Here is a 19294-nt window from a genome sequence, read left to right on the forward strand (position 1 = left end):
AAGCGACTTGACGTCGACCGACACAGTGCGGGTGCCACGGTCGTTGGTGATTCTTCCGTCACGGTCCACGGTGTAGACCCGCATCGTCATTCCTCCTTCCCGTGGGCGGGCGGAGGGTTGGGCGGTACGGTTCGTCATGTCGACGCTCCTTCGTAGCGTGGGCCATGCCCCCGGACCGGTTGCGCGGTCGCGGGGGTGCTTTCTCGCCTTGACCAGCCCCAGGCGCCCTGGTGTCACGGGTGTTGCCGTGTGGTGGTCTGCGAGTTCAAAGAGTCCCAAGAAGGCCACTTGGCGTCACGGGCAGTCGCGCCCAACTTTCTTGGACACCTCATCCTCTCGTGACCAGCCAAAATTCCCCTTTTTGGACCGCCCGTTGGGCGTGCTCGCGCATCGATTCCGGTTCGCCATCACACGTCTGAGCGACGAGACCGTTACGTTGAGTCCACCACGCAGCGCAGGGAGCTCGCCCATGAACGCCCCCATCAAACCCGGCTCGAAGCATGACCGGAACGCCCTCCGCCACAGAATGACTACTGTCGGATGCAGCACCGTGGACATCGTCGTCGAGATGCGCAGCCGCTATCGGATGCGGCCCAGGGAAGCCTGGCGGCAGGCGCACGGATGGACCCTTCAGGATGCGGCCGACCGCATCACCCAGGCCAGCGACCGACTTCCCGGTGAGGCCGTCGCCGCCGACGCCTCGCTCGTGGGCAAGTGGGAGAAGTGGCCAGGACCGTCGTCACGCCGGCCCAGCACAGCCGTACTGCTCGCCATGGCCTCGGCCTACGCATGCACCCCGGCCGATCTGCTGGACCTCGACGACCGGCAAGCCCTGCCGGAGAGGGACGTCCGTGTGCTCACTCGTCCTCAGCCTCAACCGAGTCCCGTCCCAGAGAGTGCGACCGTACCGGTCCCCGCCATCACGCCGACCGGCCACGAACTGGTCCGCCTCGCTGCCGACGAATCAACCACTTGGGCACAGTGGGCAGAAGCATCCAACGTCGGAGACATCGCGCTCGAACAGATCATGGCGGAGACCCGTGCCTTGGCCGCCGACTACCTCACATCAGAGCCAGTCACACTGTTCACGCGCACGCGTCAGATGCGCGACCGCGTGTTCAACCTGCTCGAAGGCCATCAATATCCACGGCAGTCTGCCGACCTGTACGTGGCCGCCGGGTACCTGTGCGGGCTGCTGGCGTGGATGTCGAGCGACCTCGGCCAGCTGCCTGACGCAGACACTCAGGGCCGAACAGCGTGGCTGTGCGCTGAGCTCGCGGGTCACGATGATCTACGCGCCTGGGTGCTGTCCACCCGCTCGAAAGTGGCCTTCTGGGACAACCGTCTGCGGGACGCCATCACCTACGCCAGACGTGGGGCGGCCTACCAGCCGGGCGGAACCGTCGGAGTACTGCTCGCCTGCCAGGAAGCTGACGCGTGGTCGGAACTCGGCGCACGTGACGAGGCCCTTATGGCACTCGCCCGCGCCCAGGACGCCCGTGACGGCGCAGCGGAGGCGGACGACATCGGCGGCATCTTCTCCTGCCAGCCCGCACGACAGGAGAACTACGCAGCAGCCGTACACCTTCGCCTGGGGAAGCCGGCCGAATCCCTCCGTGCCGCGGACAACGCACTGCAACTCCTGGCGACCCAGCCTGTACGCGCCTACGGCACCGAGGCTCAGATCCACATCTGCAAGGCCGCCTCACACCTGGTCCCAGGGGAGGCAGAGGGAGCGTTGGAAGCCCTGGCCCCCGTTCTCGCTCTCCCTCCGAACCATCGCCTGGCACCCGTCACACGCCGACTGCGCGAGCTGATCTCCGGCCGTTCCCACCACGCCAGCTCCGCCTCTGTCGGGTTGCGCGCGGCCATCGAGGAGTTCTGCCTCGACTCCGTTCCCCGTAACCTCGCACTCTCGTCAGGAGGCGACGCGGCCTGATGAAATCTCAGTTCATGAAGTCTCAACCCGAGATCATGCGGAATCACTGGTGGTGGCGGCCAGGTTGGAGCGTGGGCCGCCGCTTCTACACCTGGCACCTGACGTTTGAGGGTCAGGACGACGTGCATCGGCTAGCCGGGCAGTACCGGGTAGGGCTGGCACCTCTCGGCCCCGTCCTCACCCCTATCCCCGACCAGTGGCTGCACCTGACGATGCAGGGCATCGGTTTCGTCGGCGAAGCCAGGACGTCGGACGTCCAAGCGGTCGTGGAGGCCGCCCGAAAGCGTCTTGCCTCCGTGCCGGCCTTCGACCTGCGGGTCGGTCCGGCGGACCTCCATCCCGAAGCGGTCCTCCTACGCGTCCATCCCGAGGAACCCGTGCGTGCGGTGCGTGACGCCGTCCGTGGTGCGATCGGCGATGTCCTCGACGACGTCCCGGAACAGGCGGACGGGTTCACTCCGCATGTCTCGGTCGCGTACAGCGCAGCCGACGGCCCTGCCGAGCCGGTTGCACGCATTCTCGACAGCCTCGAACTCCCGGCTGCTCAAGCGCGCATCACCAACGCGGAGCTGATCGTGCTGCACCGCGACCACCAGATGTACGAGTGGGAGTCCTTCGCCACGGTGCCACTCGGCTGACCACGGCCGGTGGTGGTCACCGGCCAGGGCGCCCAGTGACCACCACCGAGCGCCCTTCACCTCGCTACGCCATCGGCGTCTACCACTTCGCCCAGCAAAGCCGGTCGTTCGGGCTGCCCATCTGAAAACCCTGCCTCCCCGCCAGCGGTTCCGACCCACCCTCGAACAGGCCGGACCGGCCAGGTAATCCACCGAACAGGACGAACGGTGCACCACCACGCCTACCTGTGGACCGGCCCCAAGGCCCGCTTCGACCAGGAAGCCCTGCGGCGGCCGCCGCACCCCGATCCGCCCCCGCCCGGCAGCCGGCCCGAGCTGATCCAGCGCTACCGCGAGGTGGCCGCGGAGTTCCCCACGTCGGACCTGCCGCCGCTGGAGACCGCGTACTGGCTCGTCAAGCCGCGCTCGCTCGTGCGCGGGACCTGGCCGGACCCGGCGGAGGCGGCGGCCTGGCTCGGTACACAGGTGAACGCCTACGTCACCCGGTTCGCGTCCGAGGCCCAGCGCGACGCCCGTCACCTGGCCGCCCTCGTCGCCTCCGCCGCCGGCCGGCTGGGGTCGGGCCACGACGTGTCGCTCGGGTTCTATCTGGAGCGGCCCTCGTACCTGTCCCTGGCCCTCGTGACCTGTTCTCCGAACCGGGAGAACGCCCGCCTCCCCTGCCCCCTGGCGGCATGAAGGGGCGCCCGGCGGCACGGCCACCGGGCGCCCCTCCCTCACGCCGCCGTACAGCTCACGCTCGGCACGCCCCCGCCCCCGGGCGCGCCCCCGAAGCCGAAGCTCGTCGACGCCCCGGTCGCGACCGACCCGTTGTGGGCCGCGTTGACCGCCGTCACCGTCGCCCCGCTCTGCGTGTACGACGCGTTCCACATGCTGGTGACCTGCTGGGCGCCCGGCCAGGTCCAGGTCACCCGCCAGGACGTGATCGGCGTCGTCCCGGTGTTGGTGACCTTCACGTCGGCGTTGAAGCCGCTGCCCCAGTCGCTGGTGACGGTGTAGGCGGCGGCGCAGGCCGCCGAAGAGCCGGGGTCCTCGGGGTCCGAGGGGTCCGTACCGCCGTCCCCCGGGTCGAAGCCCGCCGACTTGATGCTCGCCAGGTAGCCGTCCTTCACCGTGTCCACGGTCGTCCAGTCGTCCTTGAGGATGCCGCCGGTGTCCCCGGAGTTGGGGTTCCAGGACCAGAAGGTCCAGTGGAAGGAGTCGGCGCCGTACGCCGAGGTCGAGCGCAGGTAGTCGACGAGGGCGGCCAGCCACTGCTGGTCGACCGTCGACTGGAGGGTCGTACCGAACTCGCCGAGCCAGACCGGGGCGATGTTCTGTTGGAAGATGTAGCCCCAGTACTTGTCCCAGATGCCGGGCATGTTGGACGGGAACGACGGGTCGCTGAACCAGCTCTGCTGGGCCACGCTCGTCGCGTAGTCGTGGGCGGAGTAGACGAGCCGGTTCGGGACGTCGAGGCGGACGGGGTACTGGGCGACGCCCATCAGATTGCCGCCCCACCATCCCGAGACGCCGTTGAAGGACTGCACGCCCTCGACGAAGACCAGCAGGTCGGGGTTGACGGCGAGGACGGCGTTGCCGGCCCGCTCGGCGGCGAGGCGCCAGTCCAGGGCCGTGTCGCCGCAGCCCCAGCAGGCGGGGTCGTGCGGCTCGTTGTGCAGGTCGATGCCGACGACGGTGGCGTCACCGGCGTAACGGGAGGCGAGGGAGGTCAGATTCGCGATCCACGTCGACTCCGGGACCGCCGAGGTGTACCAGAGCGCGGACTGCCCGGCCGCGTCCGGGCGGTGCCGGTCCAGGACGACCTTGAGGCCGGACTGGCCGGCGTACCCGACGATCTTGTCCAGTACCTGGAGCGAGGTCAGGCCCGCCAGGTCGGCGTTCTTGCCGCCGGAGAAGTCGATGCTGTCCGGCAGGGTGCCGCTCTTGAGGATGTCGTCGCTGAACGGCAGCCGGAGGGTGTTGTAACCCAGCGACCTCATCTGGTCGATCATGCTCTTGTAGTCGCGGGCCCACAGGCCGTGGACGACGTGGTTGGCGGTCTCGAAGCCGAACCAGTTGATGCCGGCGATCCGGACCGGCTGCCCGGCCTCGTCCAGGATCTGACGGCCGCTGGTGTGCCAGTAGCCGGCTCCGGCGTCGGCCGCCGATACGGCGGTGTCGGGTTCGGCCGCGCGGGCGCTCTGCGCGCCCGCCGCCAGCGGTAACAGCAGGGCCGCGACCACGGCGCACAGCGCTCTGCGCATGCTGCGGAACATGGCGTTGCTTCCTCTCGGGGAGGCGCGGGCCCGGAACATATGGGAGCGCTCCCACACACCGCGCACCCCCCAGGAAACTAACGCTGCATGGCCACGTCAAGAAGCGGGGCGGGAGACTCGCCCCGAGGGGACGAGTCTCCCCACGGACCTACCGCCGGCTCCGCACCAGCAGATACAGGAAGTACGGTGTCCCGATCACCGCCGTCATCAGGCCCGCGCCCAACTGGGCGGGCGCGATGACCGTGCGGCCGAGGAGGTCGGCGGTGCAGACGAGCGCGGCGCCGAGGAGGACGGCGACCGGGACCACGCGGACGTGCCGGCGGCCCACGAGGGCGCGGGCCGCGTGTGGTGCGACGAGGCCCACGAAGCCGATGGTGCCGGCCGAGGCCACGGCGGTCGCGCTGAGCAGGACGCTCACCACCAGGAAGCCGAGCCGGGTCCGGGACAGGCTCAGGCCGAGGAGGCGCGGGGTGTCGCCGTTCAGGGAGACGAGGTCCAGCTCGGTGCGCCGGGCGACCGCGACGGCGAGGCCCAGCGCCAGGACGAGCGCGACGGGCGCGACGTCCGGCAGGGTCCGCCCGTACGTCGAACCGGACAGCCAGGTCAGCGCCTTCGTGGCGTTGAACGGATCGGTGAGCACGATGAGCAGGCTGATCAGCGCCGTCGTCCCGGCGGCCACACCGACGCCGACGAGGACCAGCCGGTTCTGCTGGTAGCCGCCCCGCGCGGCGAGCCCGAAGACGATCACGGAGGCCGCGGCGGCGCCCGCGAAGGCGGCGCCCGCGACGCTCCAGGTGCCGGCGACGGGCACGGTGGTGACGAGCAGGACGGCGCCCAGCGCGGCTCCGCCGGAGACGCCGAGGACGCCCGGTTCGGCGAGCGGGTTGCGGGTCACGGCCTGCACCAGCGTGCCGGCCAGGGCGAGCGCCCCGCCCGCGCACAGGGCGGCGAGCACGCGGGGCATCCGGGTGTCCAGGACGAAGGAGACGGCCCGCCCGGCCCGCCCCTGCGCCCAGTTGGCGACGTCGCCGAGCAGGAGCTTGCTGTCGCCCAGCAGGACGCCGGCGATCGTCACGCCGACGGCGACGGCGACGAGGGCGGCCACCGTGACGAGGAACGCCGTGCGGCTCGGGATGCGCATCCGGTCCGGGGCCTCGGCGCCGGAGGTGTCCCGCAGCCGCAGCGCCATCACCACCAGGAAGACCGCGCCGACCAGGCTGGTGACGACACCGGTGGGCACGGCGACCGCGGTGTCCGCGGGGACGAGGGCCCGCAGCAGCACGTCCGACCCGAGGACCAGCCCGGCGCCGACCAGACCGGCCACCGGCAGGGTCGTCCGGGCGCGGAAGAAGCCCCGGTAGCGGCGGGAGAGCGGACGGACCAGGGCCGGTGCGCACAGGCCGACGAAGCCGATGGGCCCGGCGAGGGTGACCGCGGCCGCGGACAGCAGCGCCGCCAGCACGACGACCGTGACGCGGGTGGCGCGGACCGGGACGCCCAGTCCGCGCGCGGCGTCGTCGCCGAGGGCGAGCGCGTCGACCCGGCGGGCCGTCAGCAGCAGTCCGGCGAGACCGATCACGGCGACGGGCAGCATCTGGAGGACGCCGTCGAAGCCGTTCTGGCCGATGCTGCCCTGGTTCCACTGGTAGAGGCCCTCCGTCTGTTCGGGGAACAGCAGGAGCAGGCCCTCCGTCACGGAGTTCAGGCCCAGCGCCAGCGCGGTGCCGGCGAGGACCAGCCGTACGGTGCCGGTGCCGAGGCCGGACAGCGCGAGCACGACGGCCGCGGCCAGGAGCCCGCCGGCGAAGGCGACGCCGGAGGAGGCGAGCATCGGCAGGGAGACGCCGGTCGCGCCGACCAGCCCGAGCGCCAGGTAGGAACCGGCGTTCACCGCGAGGGTGTCGGGGGAGGCGAGGACGTTGCGGCTGACGGCCTGGAGCACGGCGCCGGCCACGCCGAGGACGGCGCCGACGAGGAGGCCGGCGGTCATCCGGGGCAGCCGGGAGGCGATCACGACGGACGCGTCGGCCGGATCGGCCCGGCCGGTCAGGGCCTTGAACACCTCGGCCGGTCCGACGGAGGCGGTGCCCTGGGTGATGTCGACGACGGCGAGGACGGCGACCAGGAGGACGAGCCCGGCCGTCACCGCGGCCGCGCCCGTCCGGGACGTGGCCGTCGACGGACGGGTGGCGGGGGTCGTTGCGGTGACGGCCATGGGGCGCGTTACTTCGTCAGCGCGTCGACGACGGCGTCGATGTACGCCTCCATCGACCCGGGACCGCCGAACATCCAGATGCCGTCGGGCAGCCGGTGCACGTCGCCGGCCTTCACGAACGGCAGGGACGTCCACACGGCGTTCTTGGCGAGCGCGCCGGTGAAGGGGGTGCTGCTCGCGTCCTCGTCGCTGCCGATGTAGGCGAACCGGACGTCGTCCGGAAGGTCGGTGAGGCCCTCGACGTCGGTGGAGCCGAGGCCGTACGCCGCGTCGCCCTCGACCGTCCAGGCGTTCTTCAGGCCGAGCTGCTCGTTGACCTCGCCGATGAGGGAGGTGCCGGTGTACGGGCGCAGGGTGACCTGGTTGGAGGTGACGTAGCCGTCGGCGAAGGCGTACTGGGCGCCCGCGAGACCGGCGTCGGTGAGGGCCTTCTTGCCCTCCGCGACCTTGGCCTCGAAGCCGGCGCGGAGCGTCTTGGCCTTGTCGGTGGTGCCGGTGGCCTCGGCGATGAGGTCGACGTTCTCCAGCATCTGCTCGATCTGGCCCGTGCCGTCGGCGGACTTCACCGACAGGACCGGGGCGACCTCGCGCAACTGCTTCACGGCGGCGGCGGTCAGGTCGGTGGTGGCGACGATGAGGTCGGGCGCGAGGGAGGCGACGGTGTCCATGCTCGGCTCGCCGCGCGTGCCGATGTCCTTCGGCTCGCTCTTCAGCGGGACGGCGGTGTCCCAGGTCTTGTAGCCCTTGACGTCGGCGACGCCGACGGGGTCGATACCGAGCGACAGGACGCTCTCGGTGACGTTCCACTCCGTGGTGACGATCTTGGTGGCCGGGCCGTCGAGCTCGACCTTCGCGCCGGTGGCGTCGGTGAGGGTGATGGCCTCGGAGGTCTTCTCGGCCTTGTCGGCGGCGGGCTCGGTGGTGCCGCACGCGGCGAGGGTGAGCGCCGCGGCGGCCGTGGTCGCCGCGGTCAGCAGGAGTCGTCTCATGAGGTGGTGCCGAGCCTTTCGCTGGGAGTGCCACGCGTGTCCCGCGTGTGGTGGCGGCCGATCGGGCGGGTGCGCAGCCGGCCGGTGAGGGGGTCGGTGTCGACGTCGATGCGGATGCCGTAGACGGCGGTGAGGCGCTCCGGTGTCAGGACGTCCTCGGGCGGGCCGTCGGCGACGATCCGGCCCGCCTCGAGCAGGGTGATCCGGTCGCCGACGGCCGCCGCCTGGTCGAGGTCGTGCAGGACGACGCCGACGGCGATGCCGTGGTCGTCCGCCAGGTCGCGGATCAGGTCGAGGAGTTCGACCTGGTAGCGCAGGTCGAGGTAGGTGGTCGGCTCGTCGAGGAGCAGGACGCCGGTCTCCTGGGCGAGGCAGCTCGCGAGCCACACCCGCTGCAACTGCCCGCCGGACAGGTGGTCGGCGCCGCGCGCGGCGAGCCCGGTGACGCCGGTGAGGGCGAGCGCCCGGTCGACGGCGGCCGGGGCGTCCGGGTCGGGCCGGCCGAAGCGCCCCCGGTAGGGGTAGCGGCCGAACTCGACGACGTCCCGCACGGTGAGTCCGCCGGGCGTGGGCCGGCCCTGGGTCAGCAGGGCGACGTGGCGGGCGAAGTCACGGGCCGTCAGGGCGAGGGCGTCGGTGTCGGTGTCGATCCTGAGGGTGGCGCTGCGGGCGCGCTGCAACCGGGCGATCGTCCGCAGGAGCGTCGACTTCCCGCTGCCGTTGGGGCCGACCAGGACGGTCACCTCGCCGGGCCGGAGCGCGACCGCGGCGTCGTGCACGACGTCGGTGCCGTCGTACGACACGGTCACGCCCGTGGCCGACAGTTCATGACCGCGCAGACGGGGGGTGCCGGCTGCTTCTTCACCAGATCTCACACAGGCAAGGTTAGCCTCACCTAAATCATTTTCGACAGGGTGTCCTGATATCGAACTTCCGGCCGGAACGCCGGACTCGGCCGACCGGCGGCCCGGATTCAGCCGACCGGTGTCCCGAAGTCAGCTGACCGGCGGTCAGGATTCAGCCGACCGGCGGCCAGGACGCCGGGTCCCACACGCCCGAACGGCGCAGCGACTGCGGGCAGTGCAGGTAGATCTCGTCGATGTCGAGAACCAGGGCCAGCGTGGGGCGCCGGCCCTCCTCGGCCATGGCGTCGAAGAACGGGGCGTCGGTGAGGACGCGGGCCCGGCCGTTGACGCGCAGGACCTCCTTGCCGCCGGGAACCAGGTACAGCAGACCGGCGTGCGGGTTCTGGAGGATGTTGTGGAAGCTGTCGCCGCGCCGGTTGCCCGGCCGGTCGGGCAGGGCGATCCGGCCGGGCCCGAGGACATGGGTGAAGCCCGCGCCGTCACCGCGCGGGGAGACGTCGCAGTTGCCCCGCGCGTCGGAGGTGGCCAGCAGACAGAAGGGCGAACGGGCCAGGATCTCCAGGTCCTTGTCGGTGAGCCGGTCGTGGACCTTCTCGATCACCACGGGCCACGGCTCGCCCAGCAGTGCGCGCAGCTCGGCGGGGGACCCGAGCTCGGTCCATCCCTCCTCGGTCACGGCGTCGGGCCCGTGTCCCGCGGTCCGTCCCGCGGTCTGTCCCGCGGTCCGTCCCGCGGTCTCGCTCGTGTGCGGCAAGGCCGGCTCCCCAGATGTGTACGCCTCACAGGTAGTTGCAAACAAAACCTTATCTGATGTTAGGTTCGCCTTACCTTACTGATCCGGGGTCAAAGGTCCGGGTCCGCGGTCCTGTTCAGCCGCGGCGCCGCAGCCGCCGCAGGCCGAAGACGGCGGCGCACACGACGGCCAGGGCGAAGGCGCCCGTCCGCACGGTGCCGCCCGTTCCCTCGCCGCCGTCGTCGCCGCTGCCGGAGGCCCCCGGACTCCCGCTGCCCGAGGGCGACTCGGAGTCCTCCGACGCGCCGGGCGCGTCCTGCGCCCGCACCTCACTGGCGGTGCCCTCGGTGCCGTACAGCAGCTTCGAGCCGTCGGCCGAGTACGTCACGGACTCCCCCTGCCGCTGCAGGGGTACGTCGAGCCGCTCCAGCCGCTCGGGGGTGCCGTCGTTCCAGTCGTAGAGGATGCCGCCGAAGTAGCCGCGGACGGCGAGCCGGCCGCCGTCCGGGGAGAGGGCGGCGTCGGTGGCCCACAGGTCGATGGGGGCGACGGGCTCGTAGACGTTGGTGCCGGACGCGGAGAGCCGGGCCGGCCCCGCGTACAGGTGCCCGCCGTCCTCCTGCTTGTCGATGATGTAGACGCGCCCGGTCTTCGGGTGCACGACGAGCGACTCGGCGTCGCGGGGCCCGTCGGAGTACCGCACGACGTACTGGGTGGCGCGGACCGCCTGGTCCTTCAGCGTCTTCGGCTCGGGCAGCTCGTAGATCCACACGTGGTCCCACTCGACGCCGTCGTTGTCGCCGATGTCGCCGACGTAGATCCGGTCGTCGGGGCCGATGCCGATCGCCTCGATGTCGCGGGGGGTGCCCACGCCGGTCATCGTGATCCTCGCGACGGTCTCGCCGGTGCCGCTGTCGACCGCGTAGAGGTAGGCGCCGGTGTCCTGGTCGTTGTGCGTCCAGTACACACCGGGATGCTGACGGGAGGCCGCCAGTCCGCTGGACTCGGTGATGCGGGGGTCCTCGACGGTGAAGCCCTCGTCCCCGTCGGCGGCGGAGGCGGGCACCGCGGAGGCGGGCACCGCGCAGGCGGCCACGAGCAGGGCCCCGGCGAGCAGGGCGAACGGTCGGCGCATCCCCCAAGACTGCCACCCCGCCCGGCTCCGGAGGGGTCGTGGCGGGCCTCACACCCCACGCGTCTCCCCGATCCACCATGATGAGCGGATGCTCAGGTTGATGCCCGTCGGCGACTCGATGACGATCGGCAGCGCCGGTGAACACACGTGGCGCCACCGCCTGTGGCAGCACCTGTGCGCGACGTACGGCGGCCCCTTCACCTTCGTCGGCCCCCGCGAGACGCTGTACGACAAGGCGGCGGACGCGCCCGTCTCGTACGCGTACGCCGACCCCGGCTTCCCCCGCCGGCACCTGGCCGGCTGGGGCGAGGGCTGGCTGCACATGGCCCCGCTGATCGGCGAGGCGGTGCGGGCCGGCCGGGCGGACGTGCTGCTGGTCTCCCTGGGCCTGATCGACCTCGGCTTCTACACGAACGCCGAGCAGACCGCGGAGAACGTCCGCGCCTTCATCACCGCCGCCCGGACGGCGAACCCGCGAGTGAGCATGGTCCTCCTCCCCGTCATCCCCAACATCCGCGCCGCCGCCGACGAGCCCTTCGCCGAGCAGGTCGCCCGCTTCAACGAACTGCTCGGCAAGACGGCCGCCGACCTCGACGAAGCGGCCTCCCCGCTGCTGCTGGCCTCGATCCCGCCGTCGTACGACATCCACGGCGACACCTACGACGGCACCCACCCCAACGCGAGCGGCGAGCACAAGATCGCGGCGGCGTTCGCGGAGGCGATGTACCAGGGGTGGGACGTGGGCGGACCGTACGGGACCGATTGACCGCACGGGCGCGGCTGACCGCACAGGACCGGCTGACCGCACGGGCACGGTGAGGCCGCCGCGTGACCCGGTCACCGTGCGTATCGTTGTACCGCGCGGCCGCACGCGTCGACGGTGCGGCCGGTGAGGAGCGCCACGATGACCGTCCTAGACGACAGGATCGCGATGGCCGAGAGCGACAACGCGGACACGCTCGACGAGATGTTCGAGCGGCTCGAGAAGATGCCCGTCCCCGAGGGATACAAGGTCGAGATCGTCGAGGGGACCGTCCACATGTCGCCGCAGCGGGACACCCGCTGGGAGATCATCCTGGACATCGTCGAGCAACTGCGGACGAAATACCCGCGCACCCGCGTGAAGTCCGACGTGCGCATCGACTACCCGGGGCACCTCAACGGGTTCGCGACCGACGTGACCGTGGTGGCCGAGGGCGCCGCCAGGACGGAGGACGGCCGCTGGCGGCACGAGGACGTGGTGTTCGTCGCCGAGGTGATCTCCAAGGGGACCGGCGCCAACGACTACGGCCCGAAGAAGACCGCGTACGCCACCGCCGAGGTGCCCGTCTACGTCATCGCGGACCCCTACCAGGGGCGGTGCCACCTCTACACCGACCCCAAGGAGGGCGACTACCAGGTCGAGACGACGGTCGCCTTCGGCAAGGACCTCGACCTCACCGGCACCCCCGTCGGCCTCGTCCTCACCACCGGCGAGTTCCCCCGCGACTGACCGCCCCCTCTTGCATGGAGCGCACTCCAAGCCGTTGGCTGGGCGGTCATGAAGTACACGCAGCTCGGACGCACCGGCCTCAAGGTCAGCCGACTGGTCCTCGGGACCATGAACTTCGGCCCCCAGACCGACGAGGCCGACAGTCACACCATCATGGACGCGGCGCTGGACGCCGGCCTCAACTTCCTCGACACGGCGAACGTGTACGGCTGGGGTGAGAACAAGGGCCGCACCGAGGAGATCATCGGCAACTGGTTCGCGCAGGGCGGCGACCGCCGCGACAAGGTCGTCCTCGCCACCAAGGTCTACGGCAACATGGCGGCGGACGGCGACGCGTGGCCCAACCACGACAAGCTCTCCGCGCTGAACATCCGGCGGGCCGTCGACGCCAGCCTCAAGCGGCTGCGGACGGACTACATCGATCTCTACCAGTTCCACCACATCGACCGCGCCACTCCCTTCGAGGAGATCTGGCAGGCGATCGACGTGCTGGTGCGGCAGGGCAAGATCCTCTACGCCGGGTCCTCCAACTTCCCCGGGTACAAGATCGCCCAGGCCAACGAGATCGCCGGCCGCCGGCACGGGACGATCGGCCTCGTCAGCGAGCAGTGCCTCTACAACCTCGCCGAGCGGCGCGCCGAGATGGAGGTCATTCCGGCCGCGCAGGAGTACGGGCTCGGCGTCATCCCCTGGTCGCCGCTGCACGGCGGCCTGCTCGGCGGGGTCATCAAGAAGGAGGCCGAGGTCGGACGCCGGACCAGTGGCCGGGCCGCCGCCACCCTCGCCGACCCCACCGCACGCGCCCAGATCCAGGCCTACGAGGACCTGCTCGACAAGCACGGTCTCGAACCCGGTGAGGTCGCTCTCGCCTGGCTGCTCACCCGCCCCGGCGTGACCGGCCCGATCGTCGGCCCGCGCACCGCCGAGCAGCTCGCCTCCGCCGTCCGCGCGGTCGACCTGGACCTCACCGAGGACCTCCTGACCGACCTGAACGACATCTTCCCGGGCCCGGGCCCGTCCCCGGAGGCCTTCGCCTGGTGACGCCTTGGGGGCACACCCCGCCAGGGGCGCACCTGCCGACGCCGCAAAGGCACCCCACCAGGGGCGCACCTGGCAACACCGCAAGGCCACACCCCACCAGAGGCGCGGGGAACCGCGCGACCAGCCCCCACCGGCCCGCGGCCGACCACGACGCACGGATCCCCGCCCCCGCGGAGCGCGACCGCACCGCTACTTTCCGAGCGCCGCCGCCACCGCCACCACGACGAACATCAGCACAAGCACACCGGCCATGATCCGGTTACGGGTCTTCGGGTCCACCCTTCGAGCCTAACGGTCGCCCCCGAGCGCCCAGCGCCCGACCGGCTCATAGCGGGGCTGCTCGCCCGGCACCCCGGACCGGGGCAGGCGGCTGCGGACGAGGACCAGCTCCTCCACGGTCCACGTCCGGCCGGCGAAGGCGCGCAGCGCCTCGACGTACGGCCGGACGTCGACGGCGTCCCGGCTGCGGGCCAGCGTCAGATGGGCCTGGTAGCGGCGGTGCTCCCCCAGGTCCAGGCCGGCCTTGCGGGCCGCCGCCTCCGCCCGGCCGGCCAGCAGCCGCAGCGCGGCCACGTCCCCCGCCGCCCCGGTCCACAGGGCCCGCCCGCGCCCGAACTGCCCGCCGCCCCGCAACGCCAGCTCGAACGGCGCGCTGCGCCGCGCCGCCCGCTCCAGCCGCGCCGACAGCTCCGGTACGACGTCCTCGTCGACCTCGCCGTAGAAGGCGAGCGTGAAGTGCCAGCCGGGCAGGCCGGTCCAGCGCAGCCCGTCCGCCCCCGGCAGCCTCCGCAGCACGGCCACCTCGGCGGCGAGTTCGTCCGTGACGGCCCGCGGGGGCAGGACGGCGGCGAAAAGTCTCATGGAGCCAGTGTGAGCCAGTGTGACCGCCACCACGCGCGTCCGGGCGTGTCCCGGTCACCGTGCGTATCGTTGTACCGCGCGGCCGCGCCCGCCCACGGGGCAGCCGGGGAGGAGCGCCACGATGACCGTCGTAGACGACAGGATCGCCATGGCCGATGCCAACACCAAGCGCTTGGACGAGTGGTTCGAGCGCCTTGAGCGGATGCCCGTCCCCGAAGGATTCCGGGTCGAGATCGTCGGGGGCAACGTCCATACGACGCCGCAGCGCGAAACCCACTGGGAGATCATCCGGCGCATCGTGCTGGCCGTCGACGCCAGGTTCGGGACGGACGTGAAGGTCTTCTCGGACGTACGCATCGACTTCCCCGGCCACGAGAACGGGTTCTGTCCGGACGTGGCCGTGCTCAGGGCCTCCGCCGCGAAGGACGACGAGGGCCGCTGGCGCCATGAGGACGTCGAGTTCGTCGCCGAGGTCATCTCCCGGGGCACGGCCGCCAACGACTACGGCCCCAAGAAGACCGCCTACGCGCTGGCGGAAGTCCCCGTGTACCTCATCGTCGACCCGTATCAGGGCAGGTGCCGCCTCTACGTCCACCCCAAGGACGACGACTACGCGATCGAGACGATCGTCTCCTTCGGGGACGACGTCGACCTCACCGGCACCGTCGTCGGCCTCACCCTCCAGACCGACGGGTTCCCCCGGGACTGACGCCCCCGCCGGTCAGGCCGCCGCCGCCAGCTCCTCCCGCCGCTCCCGCGGCACGAACCGCACCGTCGGGTGCCCGCGGCGCCAGCCCACCGTCAGGCGCAGGTTGCCCACCCGGGCCAGGACCAGGCCGATGGCCGCCGCCGCGAGCGCGGCGATCGCGCCGCCCACCGCCAGACCGGCCCGGACGCCGTACGCGTCCGTGATCCAGCCCGCGATCGGCGCGCCCACCGGCGAACCGCCGAGGAAGACCATCATGTACAGCGCCATGACACGGCCGCGCATGGCCGGGTCGGTGCCCATCTGGATGCTGGTGTTCGCGGTGACGTTGACCGTCATGCCGAACATCCCGATCGGGGCCATGAGCAGCGCGAACAGCCACAGCGAGGGTGCCGCCGCCGCGACCAGCTCGACCAGGCCGAACGCCACCGCCGCCGCGATCAGCACCCGCATCCTGGCCGTGCCGCGCCGGGCCGCCAGCAGCGCGCCGGCCACCGAGCCCAACGCCATCAGCGTGTTGAACAGGCTGTAGGAGCCCGCGCCCGCGTCGAAGACGTCGTCGGCGAAGGCGGAGAGGTAGACGGGGAAGTTGAAGCCGAAGGTGCCGACGAACCCGACCAGGACGATCGTCCAGGTCAGATCCGGACGCCCGGCCACGTACCGCAGCCCCTCCCGCAGCTGGCCCTTGCCGCGCGGCGCCCGCTGGACGACGTGCAGCTCGCGGGCGCGCATCAGCAGCAGGCCGGCGATGGGCGCGACGAAGGACAGACCGTTGAAGAGGAACGCCCATCCCGTGCCCACGCCGGTGATCATCACGCCGGCGACGGCCGGGCCGACGAGGCGGGCGGACTGGAAGTTCGCGGCGTTCAGGCTCACCGCGTTCTGGAGCTGATCCGGGCCGACCATCTCGCTGACGAAGGACTGGCGGGCCGGGTTGTCCAGGACGGTGGCGAGACCGACGGCGAAGGCGGCGACGTAGACGTGCCAGACCTCCACGTGCCCGGAGAGGGTGAGGAGCGCGAGCGCGATACCGGTGACGGCCATCGCGGACTGGGTCCCGAGCAGCGTGCGGCGCTTGGGCAGCCGGTCGACGAGGACGCCGCCGTACAGGCCGAACAGCAGCATCGGCAGGAACTGCAGGGCCGTCGTGACGCCGACGGCGGTGGCGGAGCCGGTGAGGCTGAGCACCAGCCAGTCCTGGGCGATGCGCTGCATCCAGGTGCCGATGTTGGAGACGACCTGGCCGCCGAAGAACAGGCGGTAGTTCCTGACCTTCAGGGCACCGAACATCGAGGATTTGCGGGGGGTGTCGGGGGCGGGCGGGGAATCGTGGGTGGTCGGTGCGGGGGCGGAGTCTGCTCCGGATCCCGTACTCAAAAGGGTTCGCCTCCTCGTGGACTGCCTACAGGTGTGCGAGCTTCTCCAGCACGGGGGCGGCCGCGCGCAGCTTCGCCCACTCGTCCTCGTCGAGGCCGTCGACCAGCGTGGCGAGGAACGCGTTCCGCTTGCGGCGGCTCTCCTCGAGCATGGTCTCGGCCTGCTCGGTCTTGGTGACGACCTTCTGCCGCCGGTCCTCCGGATGCGGCTCCAGCCGGACCAGGCCCTTGGCCTCCAGCAGGGCGACGATGCGGGTCATCGAGGGCGGCTGCACATGCTCCTTGCGGGCGAGCTCACCCGGGGTGGCGCTGCCGCAGAGGGACAGGGTGCCGAGCACCGACATCTCGGTCGGGCTCAGCGACTCGTCGACCCGCTGGTGCTTGAGCCGACGCGACAGCCGCATCACGGCGGAGCGCAGGGAGTTGACGGCGGCCGCGTCGTCGCCATGGCTAAGGTCCGGCATCTCTTTAGCGTAACTCATTACCCTGGCTAAGGACTACCGGGGGGAGCGTCTTTGCCCGTGATGCCCGCCACTCATTCTCAGCCACCGCCGGAAGTCACTCATACGGGTGATAGGAGTGCGGAACGCCACCCACCGGACGGAACCGGGCCGCGACCCTCGTACCCATGGGGACCAGTGTGCTCAGCCTGCGAATAGACCACGACCTGCTCGAACGGCTCCGGCACCACGCCGCCAAACGGGGAATGAGCGTCCAGGACTATGTCGTCCGGACGCTCATTCGGGATGACTTCGACGAGCGGTTCCAGACCGCCGTCGAGGAGACGGAGAAGTTCCACGGGCTCACCTGACCCCGCGGCCCGCCACCGGGCTCACGCCCGGCCCGGGGCCGGTGTCGGGCCCTGTCGGGCTCAGGCCAGGCCGAGGGCCGGCGTCGGGCCCTGTCGGGCTCAGGTGACGCCGAGGGCCGGCGTCGGGCTCAGGTGAGGCCGAGGGCCGGCATCAGGTAGTAGAAGGCGAACACGGCCGAGACCGCGTACAGCGCCGCCGGGACCTCCCGGCCCCGCCCGGCCGCCAGGCGCAGCACCACGAAGGTGATGAAGCCCATGCCGATGCCGTTGGTGATCGAGTAGGTGAACGGCATCATCACCATCGTGATGAAGGCCGGGATGGCGATGGTGTAGTCCGCCCAGTCGATGTCCCTGACGGAGTTCGCCAGGATCAGGAAGCCGACCGCGAGCAGGGCCGGGGTGGCGGCCTGGGACGGGACCATCGTCGCGACGGGGGTCAGGAAGAGCGCGACGGCGAAGAGACCACCGGTGACGAGGTTCGCGAAGCCGGTGCGGGCGCCCTCGCCGACGCCGGCCGTGGACTCCACGAAGGCGGTGGTGGCGGAGGAGGAGCTGGCACCGCCGGCGGCGACGGCGAGACCGTCGACGAAGAGGACCTTGTTGATGCCCGGCATCTGGCCCTGCGCGTCCGTCAGCTTGGCCTCGTCACTGACGCCCATGATCGTGCCCATCGCGTCGAAGAAGCACGACAGCAGCACGGTGAAGACGAAGAGGATCCCGGTCAGCACGCCGACCTCGGAGAACCCGCCGAAGAGGCTGACCTCGCCGATCAGACCGAAGTCGGGGGTGGCGACGGGGTTGCCGGGCCACTGCGGGACGGTGAGGCCCCAGGACGGCACCGTGGCGACGGCGTTGACGACCAGCGCCAGGACGGTCATGGCGACGATCGAGATCAGGATCGCGCCGGGCACCTTGCGGACGATCAGGGCCAGGGTGAGCAGCGCACCGAGGACGAAGATCAGGACCGGCCAGCCGTCGAGGTGACCGTCGGCGCCCAGCTGGAGCGGGACGGTGGTCTGGGCGGCGTCCGGCATCCGGGTGACGAACCCGGAGTCCACGAGCCCGATCAGCATGATGAACAGGCCGATACCGATCGAGATGGCCTTGCGCAGCCCGAACGGCACGGCGTTCATGACGCGCTCGCGCAGACCGGTGGCGACCAGCAGCATGACCACGAAACCGGCCAGCACCACCATGCCCATCGCGTCCGCCCAGGACATGCGGGGCGCGAGCTGGAGCGCGACGACGGAGTTCACGCCGAGACCGGCGGCCAGCGCGATCGGCACGTTGCCGATGACGCCCATCAGCAGCGTGGTGAACGCGGCGGTCAGGCAGGTCGCGGTGACCAGCTGGCCGTTGTCGAGCTGATGCCCGTACATGTCCTTCGCGCTGCCGAGGATGATCGGGTTGAGCACGATGATGTAAGCCATCGCGAAGAAGGTGGCGAAACCGCCGCGCACCTCACGGGCGAGCGAGCTGCCCCGCTCGGAGATCCGGAAGTACCGGTCGAGTGCGCCGTACGCGGGCGCGCCGCCCGGTCCTTCGGGCGTGGGAACCTTGGCGGGGGCCGAGGTGGACATGCGTAACCTCATCACCAGCGGGCTTCCCCCAGCCGCTTTGGCGCTTCCTACGAACATAAGTGAACAGGCACAAACGGTTTCAGTATGAACATATGAGACCGTGATCGCTATCTCCGCGCGTAGACCCGCGCGCCGCGGGCCGTCCACCGGCCGTCCCCCGGCCGTCGCGACGGCCGTTCCCGCCGGTCACGGCCACCGTCCCCGCCGGTCACGGCCGCCCTCCCCCGCGAGCCGGAAGCGGTGGCCGCGGGCCGCGGGCCGGCCCCCGCGCCTCGTAAGCTGTGGACATGGCGAAGTGGACACCGAGGCACGAGGCGCCGGAGCCCCTGGAGGGGCCCGTGGTCGCCACCATCACCGGCGGCACGATCCTCTGGTTCGCCCTCTTCCTCGTCCAGCTCCCCTTCTACGGCTGGTTCGACGACCACGGCCATCTGTGGTGGCTGTGGACCTGCCTGGCGGGCGGCGGCCTGGGCCTCATCGGCGTCTGGTACGTCCGCCGCAGGGACGCGGCCCTCAAGGGCGCGGCCGCCCGGGACGCCGCGGCCCCGAAGGAAACGTCCGGGGCCGAGTAGGCCGAGTAGTACCAGCGCACGACGGCCCTCCTCCCGAGGTCGGATCTTCCGGGCATCCGGCGGGTGAACGCCCGGATCCGCA

The 19294-nt window shown here is 71.3% G+C and carries 19 protein-coding genes; 9 read left to right on the plus strand and 10 right to left on the minus strand.

The window, feature by feature from the left end; all coding sequences use genetic code 11:
• Nucleotides 1-469 precede the first annotated feature (469 nt).
• From ACFV9M_RS06070 to ACFV9M_RS06080, 3 genes are all read left to right on the plus strand, one after another.
• A complete protein-coding gene (locus tag ACFV9M_RS06070; protein ID WP_385070771.1) occupies nt 470-1939 on the plus strand; it encodes an XRE family transcriptional regulator in 1470 nt (489 codons plus the stop codon).
• A 35-nt stretch (nt 1940-1974) separates the two neighbouring features.
• Complete coding sequence (locus tag ACFV9M_RS06075; protein WP_385070887.1) at nt 1975-2577, plus strand: 2'-5' RNA ligase family protein; 603 nt, start codon at nt 1975-1977, stop codon at nt 2575-2577.
• Between the two features lie 207 nt (nt 2578-2784).
• The gene (locus ACFV9M_RS06080; RefSeq protein ID WP_385070768.1) at nt 2785-3255 is read left to right on the plus strand and encodes a hypothetical protein; all 471 of its coding nucleotides are present in this window, start codon (nt 2785-2787) and stop codon (nt 3253-3255) included.
• A 38-nt stretch (nt 3256-3293) separates the two neighbouring features.
• Here ACFV9M_RS06080 and ACFV9M_RS06085 read toward each other — a convergent pair whose 3' ends face one another.
• From ACFV9M_RS06085 to ACFV9M_RS06110, 6 genes are all read right to left on the minus strand, one after another.
• Complete coding sequence (locus ACFV9M_RS06085) at nt 3294-4835, minus strand: cellulase family glycosylhydrolase (RefSeq protein ID WP_385070765.1); 1542 nt, start codon at nt 4833-4835, stop codon at nt 3294-3296.
• Between the two features lie 148 nt (nt 4836-4983).
• Nucleotides 4984-7050 carry an iron ABC transporter permease gene (locus ACFV9M_RS06090; protein ID WP_385070762.1) on the minus strand — a complete coding sequence of 689 codons (2067 nt, stop codon included), beginning with the start codon at nt 7048-7050 and terminating at the stop codon, nt 4984-4986.
• An 8-nt stretch (nt 7051-7058) separates the two neighbouring features.
• Nucleotides 7059-8039, minus strand: a complete 981-nt coding sequence (locus ACFV9M_RS06095; RefSeq protein WP_385070759.1) for an ABC transporter substrate-binding protein — start codon at nt 8037-8039, stop codon at nt 7059-7061.
• Entirely contained in the window at nt 8036-8914 is an 879-nt protein-coding gene (locus tag ACFV9M_RS06100; RefSeq protein ID WP_385070756.1) for an ABC transporter ATP-binding protein, read from the minus strand. Before ACFV9M_RS06100 ends, ACFV9M_RS06095 begins: the two co-directional genes overlap by 4 nt.
• 142 nt (nt 8915-9056) lie before the next feature.
• The gene (locus ACFV9M_RS06105; RefSeq protein ID WP_385070753.1) at nt 9057-9659 is read right to left on the minus strand and encodes an MSMEG_1061 family FMN-dependent PPOX-type flavoprotein; all 603 of its coding nucleotides are present in this window, start codon (nt 9657-9659) and stop codon (nt 9057-9059) included.
• Between the two features lie 115 nt (nt 9660-9774).
• Nucleotides 9775-10773, minus strand: coding sequence for a WD40 repeat domain-containing protein (locus ACFV9M_RS06110; protein WP_385070752.1), 999 nt, complete (start codon nt 10771-10773; stop codon nt 9775-9777).
• 88 nt (nt 10774-10861) lie between these two features.
• Between ACFV9M_RS06110 and ACFV9M_RS06115 the strand changes: the two genes are divergently transcribed.
• The 3 genes from ACFV9M_RS06115 (at nt 10862) to ACFV9M_RS06125 (ending at nt 13306) form a co-directional block, all read left to right on the plus strand.
• A complete protein-coding gene (locus ACFV9M_RS06115; protein ID WP_385070749.1) occupies nt 10862-11539 on the plus strand; it encodes a GDSL-type esterase/lipase family protein in 678 nt (225 codons plus the stop codon).
• A 138-nt stretch (nt 11540-11677) separates the two neighbouring features.
• Nucleotides 11678-12265, plus strand: a complete 588-nt coding sequence (locus tag ACFV9M_RS06120) for a Uma2 family endonuclease (protein WP_385070746.1) — start codon at nt 11678-11680, stop codon at nt 12263-12265.
• A 48-nt stretch (nt 12266-12313) separates the two neighbouring features.
• The gene (locus tag ACFV9M_RS06125; RefSeq protein ID WP_385070743.1) at nt 12314-13306 is read left to right on the plus strand and encodes an aldo/keto reductase; all 993 of its coding nucleotides are present in this window, start codon (nt 12314-12316) and stop codon (nt 13304-13306) included.
• Between the two features lie 288 nt (nt 13307-13594).
• Here ACFV9M_RS06125 and thpR read toward each other — a convergent pair whose 3' ends face one another.
• Entirely contained in the window at nt 13595-14167 is a 573-nt protein-coding gene (thpR, locus tag ACFV9M_RS06130; RefSeq protein WP_385070740.1) for an RNA 2',3'-cyclic phosphodiesterase, read from the minus strand.
• Nucleotides 14168-14288: 121 nt separating this feature from the next.
• Between thpR and ACFV9M_RS06135 the strand changes: the two genes are divergently transcribed.
• On the plus strand, nt 14289-14876 hold the full coding sequence (locus ACFV9M_RS06135) for a Uma2 family endonuclease (protein ID WP_385070737.1): 588 nt from the start codon (nt 14289-14291) through the stop codon (nt 14874-14876).
• Between the two features lie 12 nt (nt 14877-14888).
• On the opposite strand, the gene ACFV9M_RS06140 is transcribed toward ACFV9M_RS06135, so the two are convergent.
• Nucleotides 14889-16250, minus strand: coding sequence for an MFS transporter (locus ACFV9M_RS06140; protein WP_385070735.1), 1362 nt, complete (start codon nt 16248-16250; stop codon nt 14889-14891).
• Nucleotides 16251-16275: 25 nt separating this feature from the next.
• Nucleotides 16276-16713 carry a MarR family winged helix-turn-helix transcriptional regulator gene (locus tag ACFV9M_RS06145; RefSeq protein WP_385070732.1) on the minus strand — a complete coding sequence of 146 codons (438 nt, stop codon included), beginning with the start codon at nt 16711-16713 and terminating at the stop codon, nt 16276-16278.
• A gap of 164 nt (nt 16714-16877) precedes the next feature.
• Between ACFV9M_RS06145 and ACFV9M_RS06150 the strand changes: the two genes are divergently transcribed.
• Complete coding sequence (locus ACFV9M_RS06150) at nt 16878-17060, plus strand: ribbon-helix-helix protein, CopG family (protein ID WP_385070729.1); 183 nt, start codon at nt 16878-16880, stop codon at nt 17058-17060.
• 128 nt (nt 17061-17188) lie between these two features.
• On the opposite strand, the gene ACFV9M_RS06155 is transcribed toward ACFV9M_RS06150, so the two are convergent.
• Nucleotides 17189-18640, minus strand: coding sequence for an NCS2 family permease (locus ACFV9M_RS06155; protein ID WP_385070726.1), 1452 nt, complete (start codon nt 18638-18640; stop codon nt 17189-17191).
• A gap of 287 nt (nt 18641-18927) precedes the next feature.
• Here ACFV9M_RS06155 and ACFV9M_RS06160 point away from each other — a divergent pair, with 287 nt between their 5' ends.
• The gene (locus ACFV9M_RS06160; protein WP_385070724.1) at nt 18928-19212 is read left to right on the plus strand and encodes a DUF2530 domain-containing protein; all 285 of its coding nucleotides are present in this window, start codon (nt 18928-18930) and stop codon (nt 19210-19212) included.
• Nucleotides 19213-19294: the final 82 nt, after the last annotated feature.

Origin of the sequence: Streptomyces sp. NPDC059895 (genome assembly GCF_042731035.1) — a bacterium.
Classification (GTDB): Bacteria; Actinomycetota; Actinomycetes; order Streptomycetales; family Streptomycetaceae; genus Streptomyces.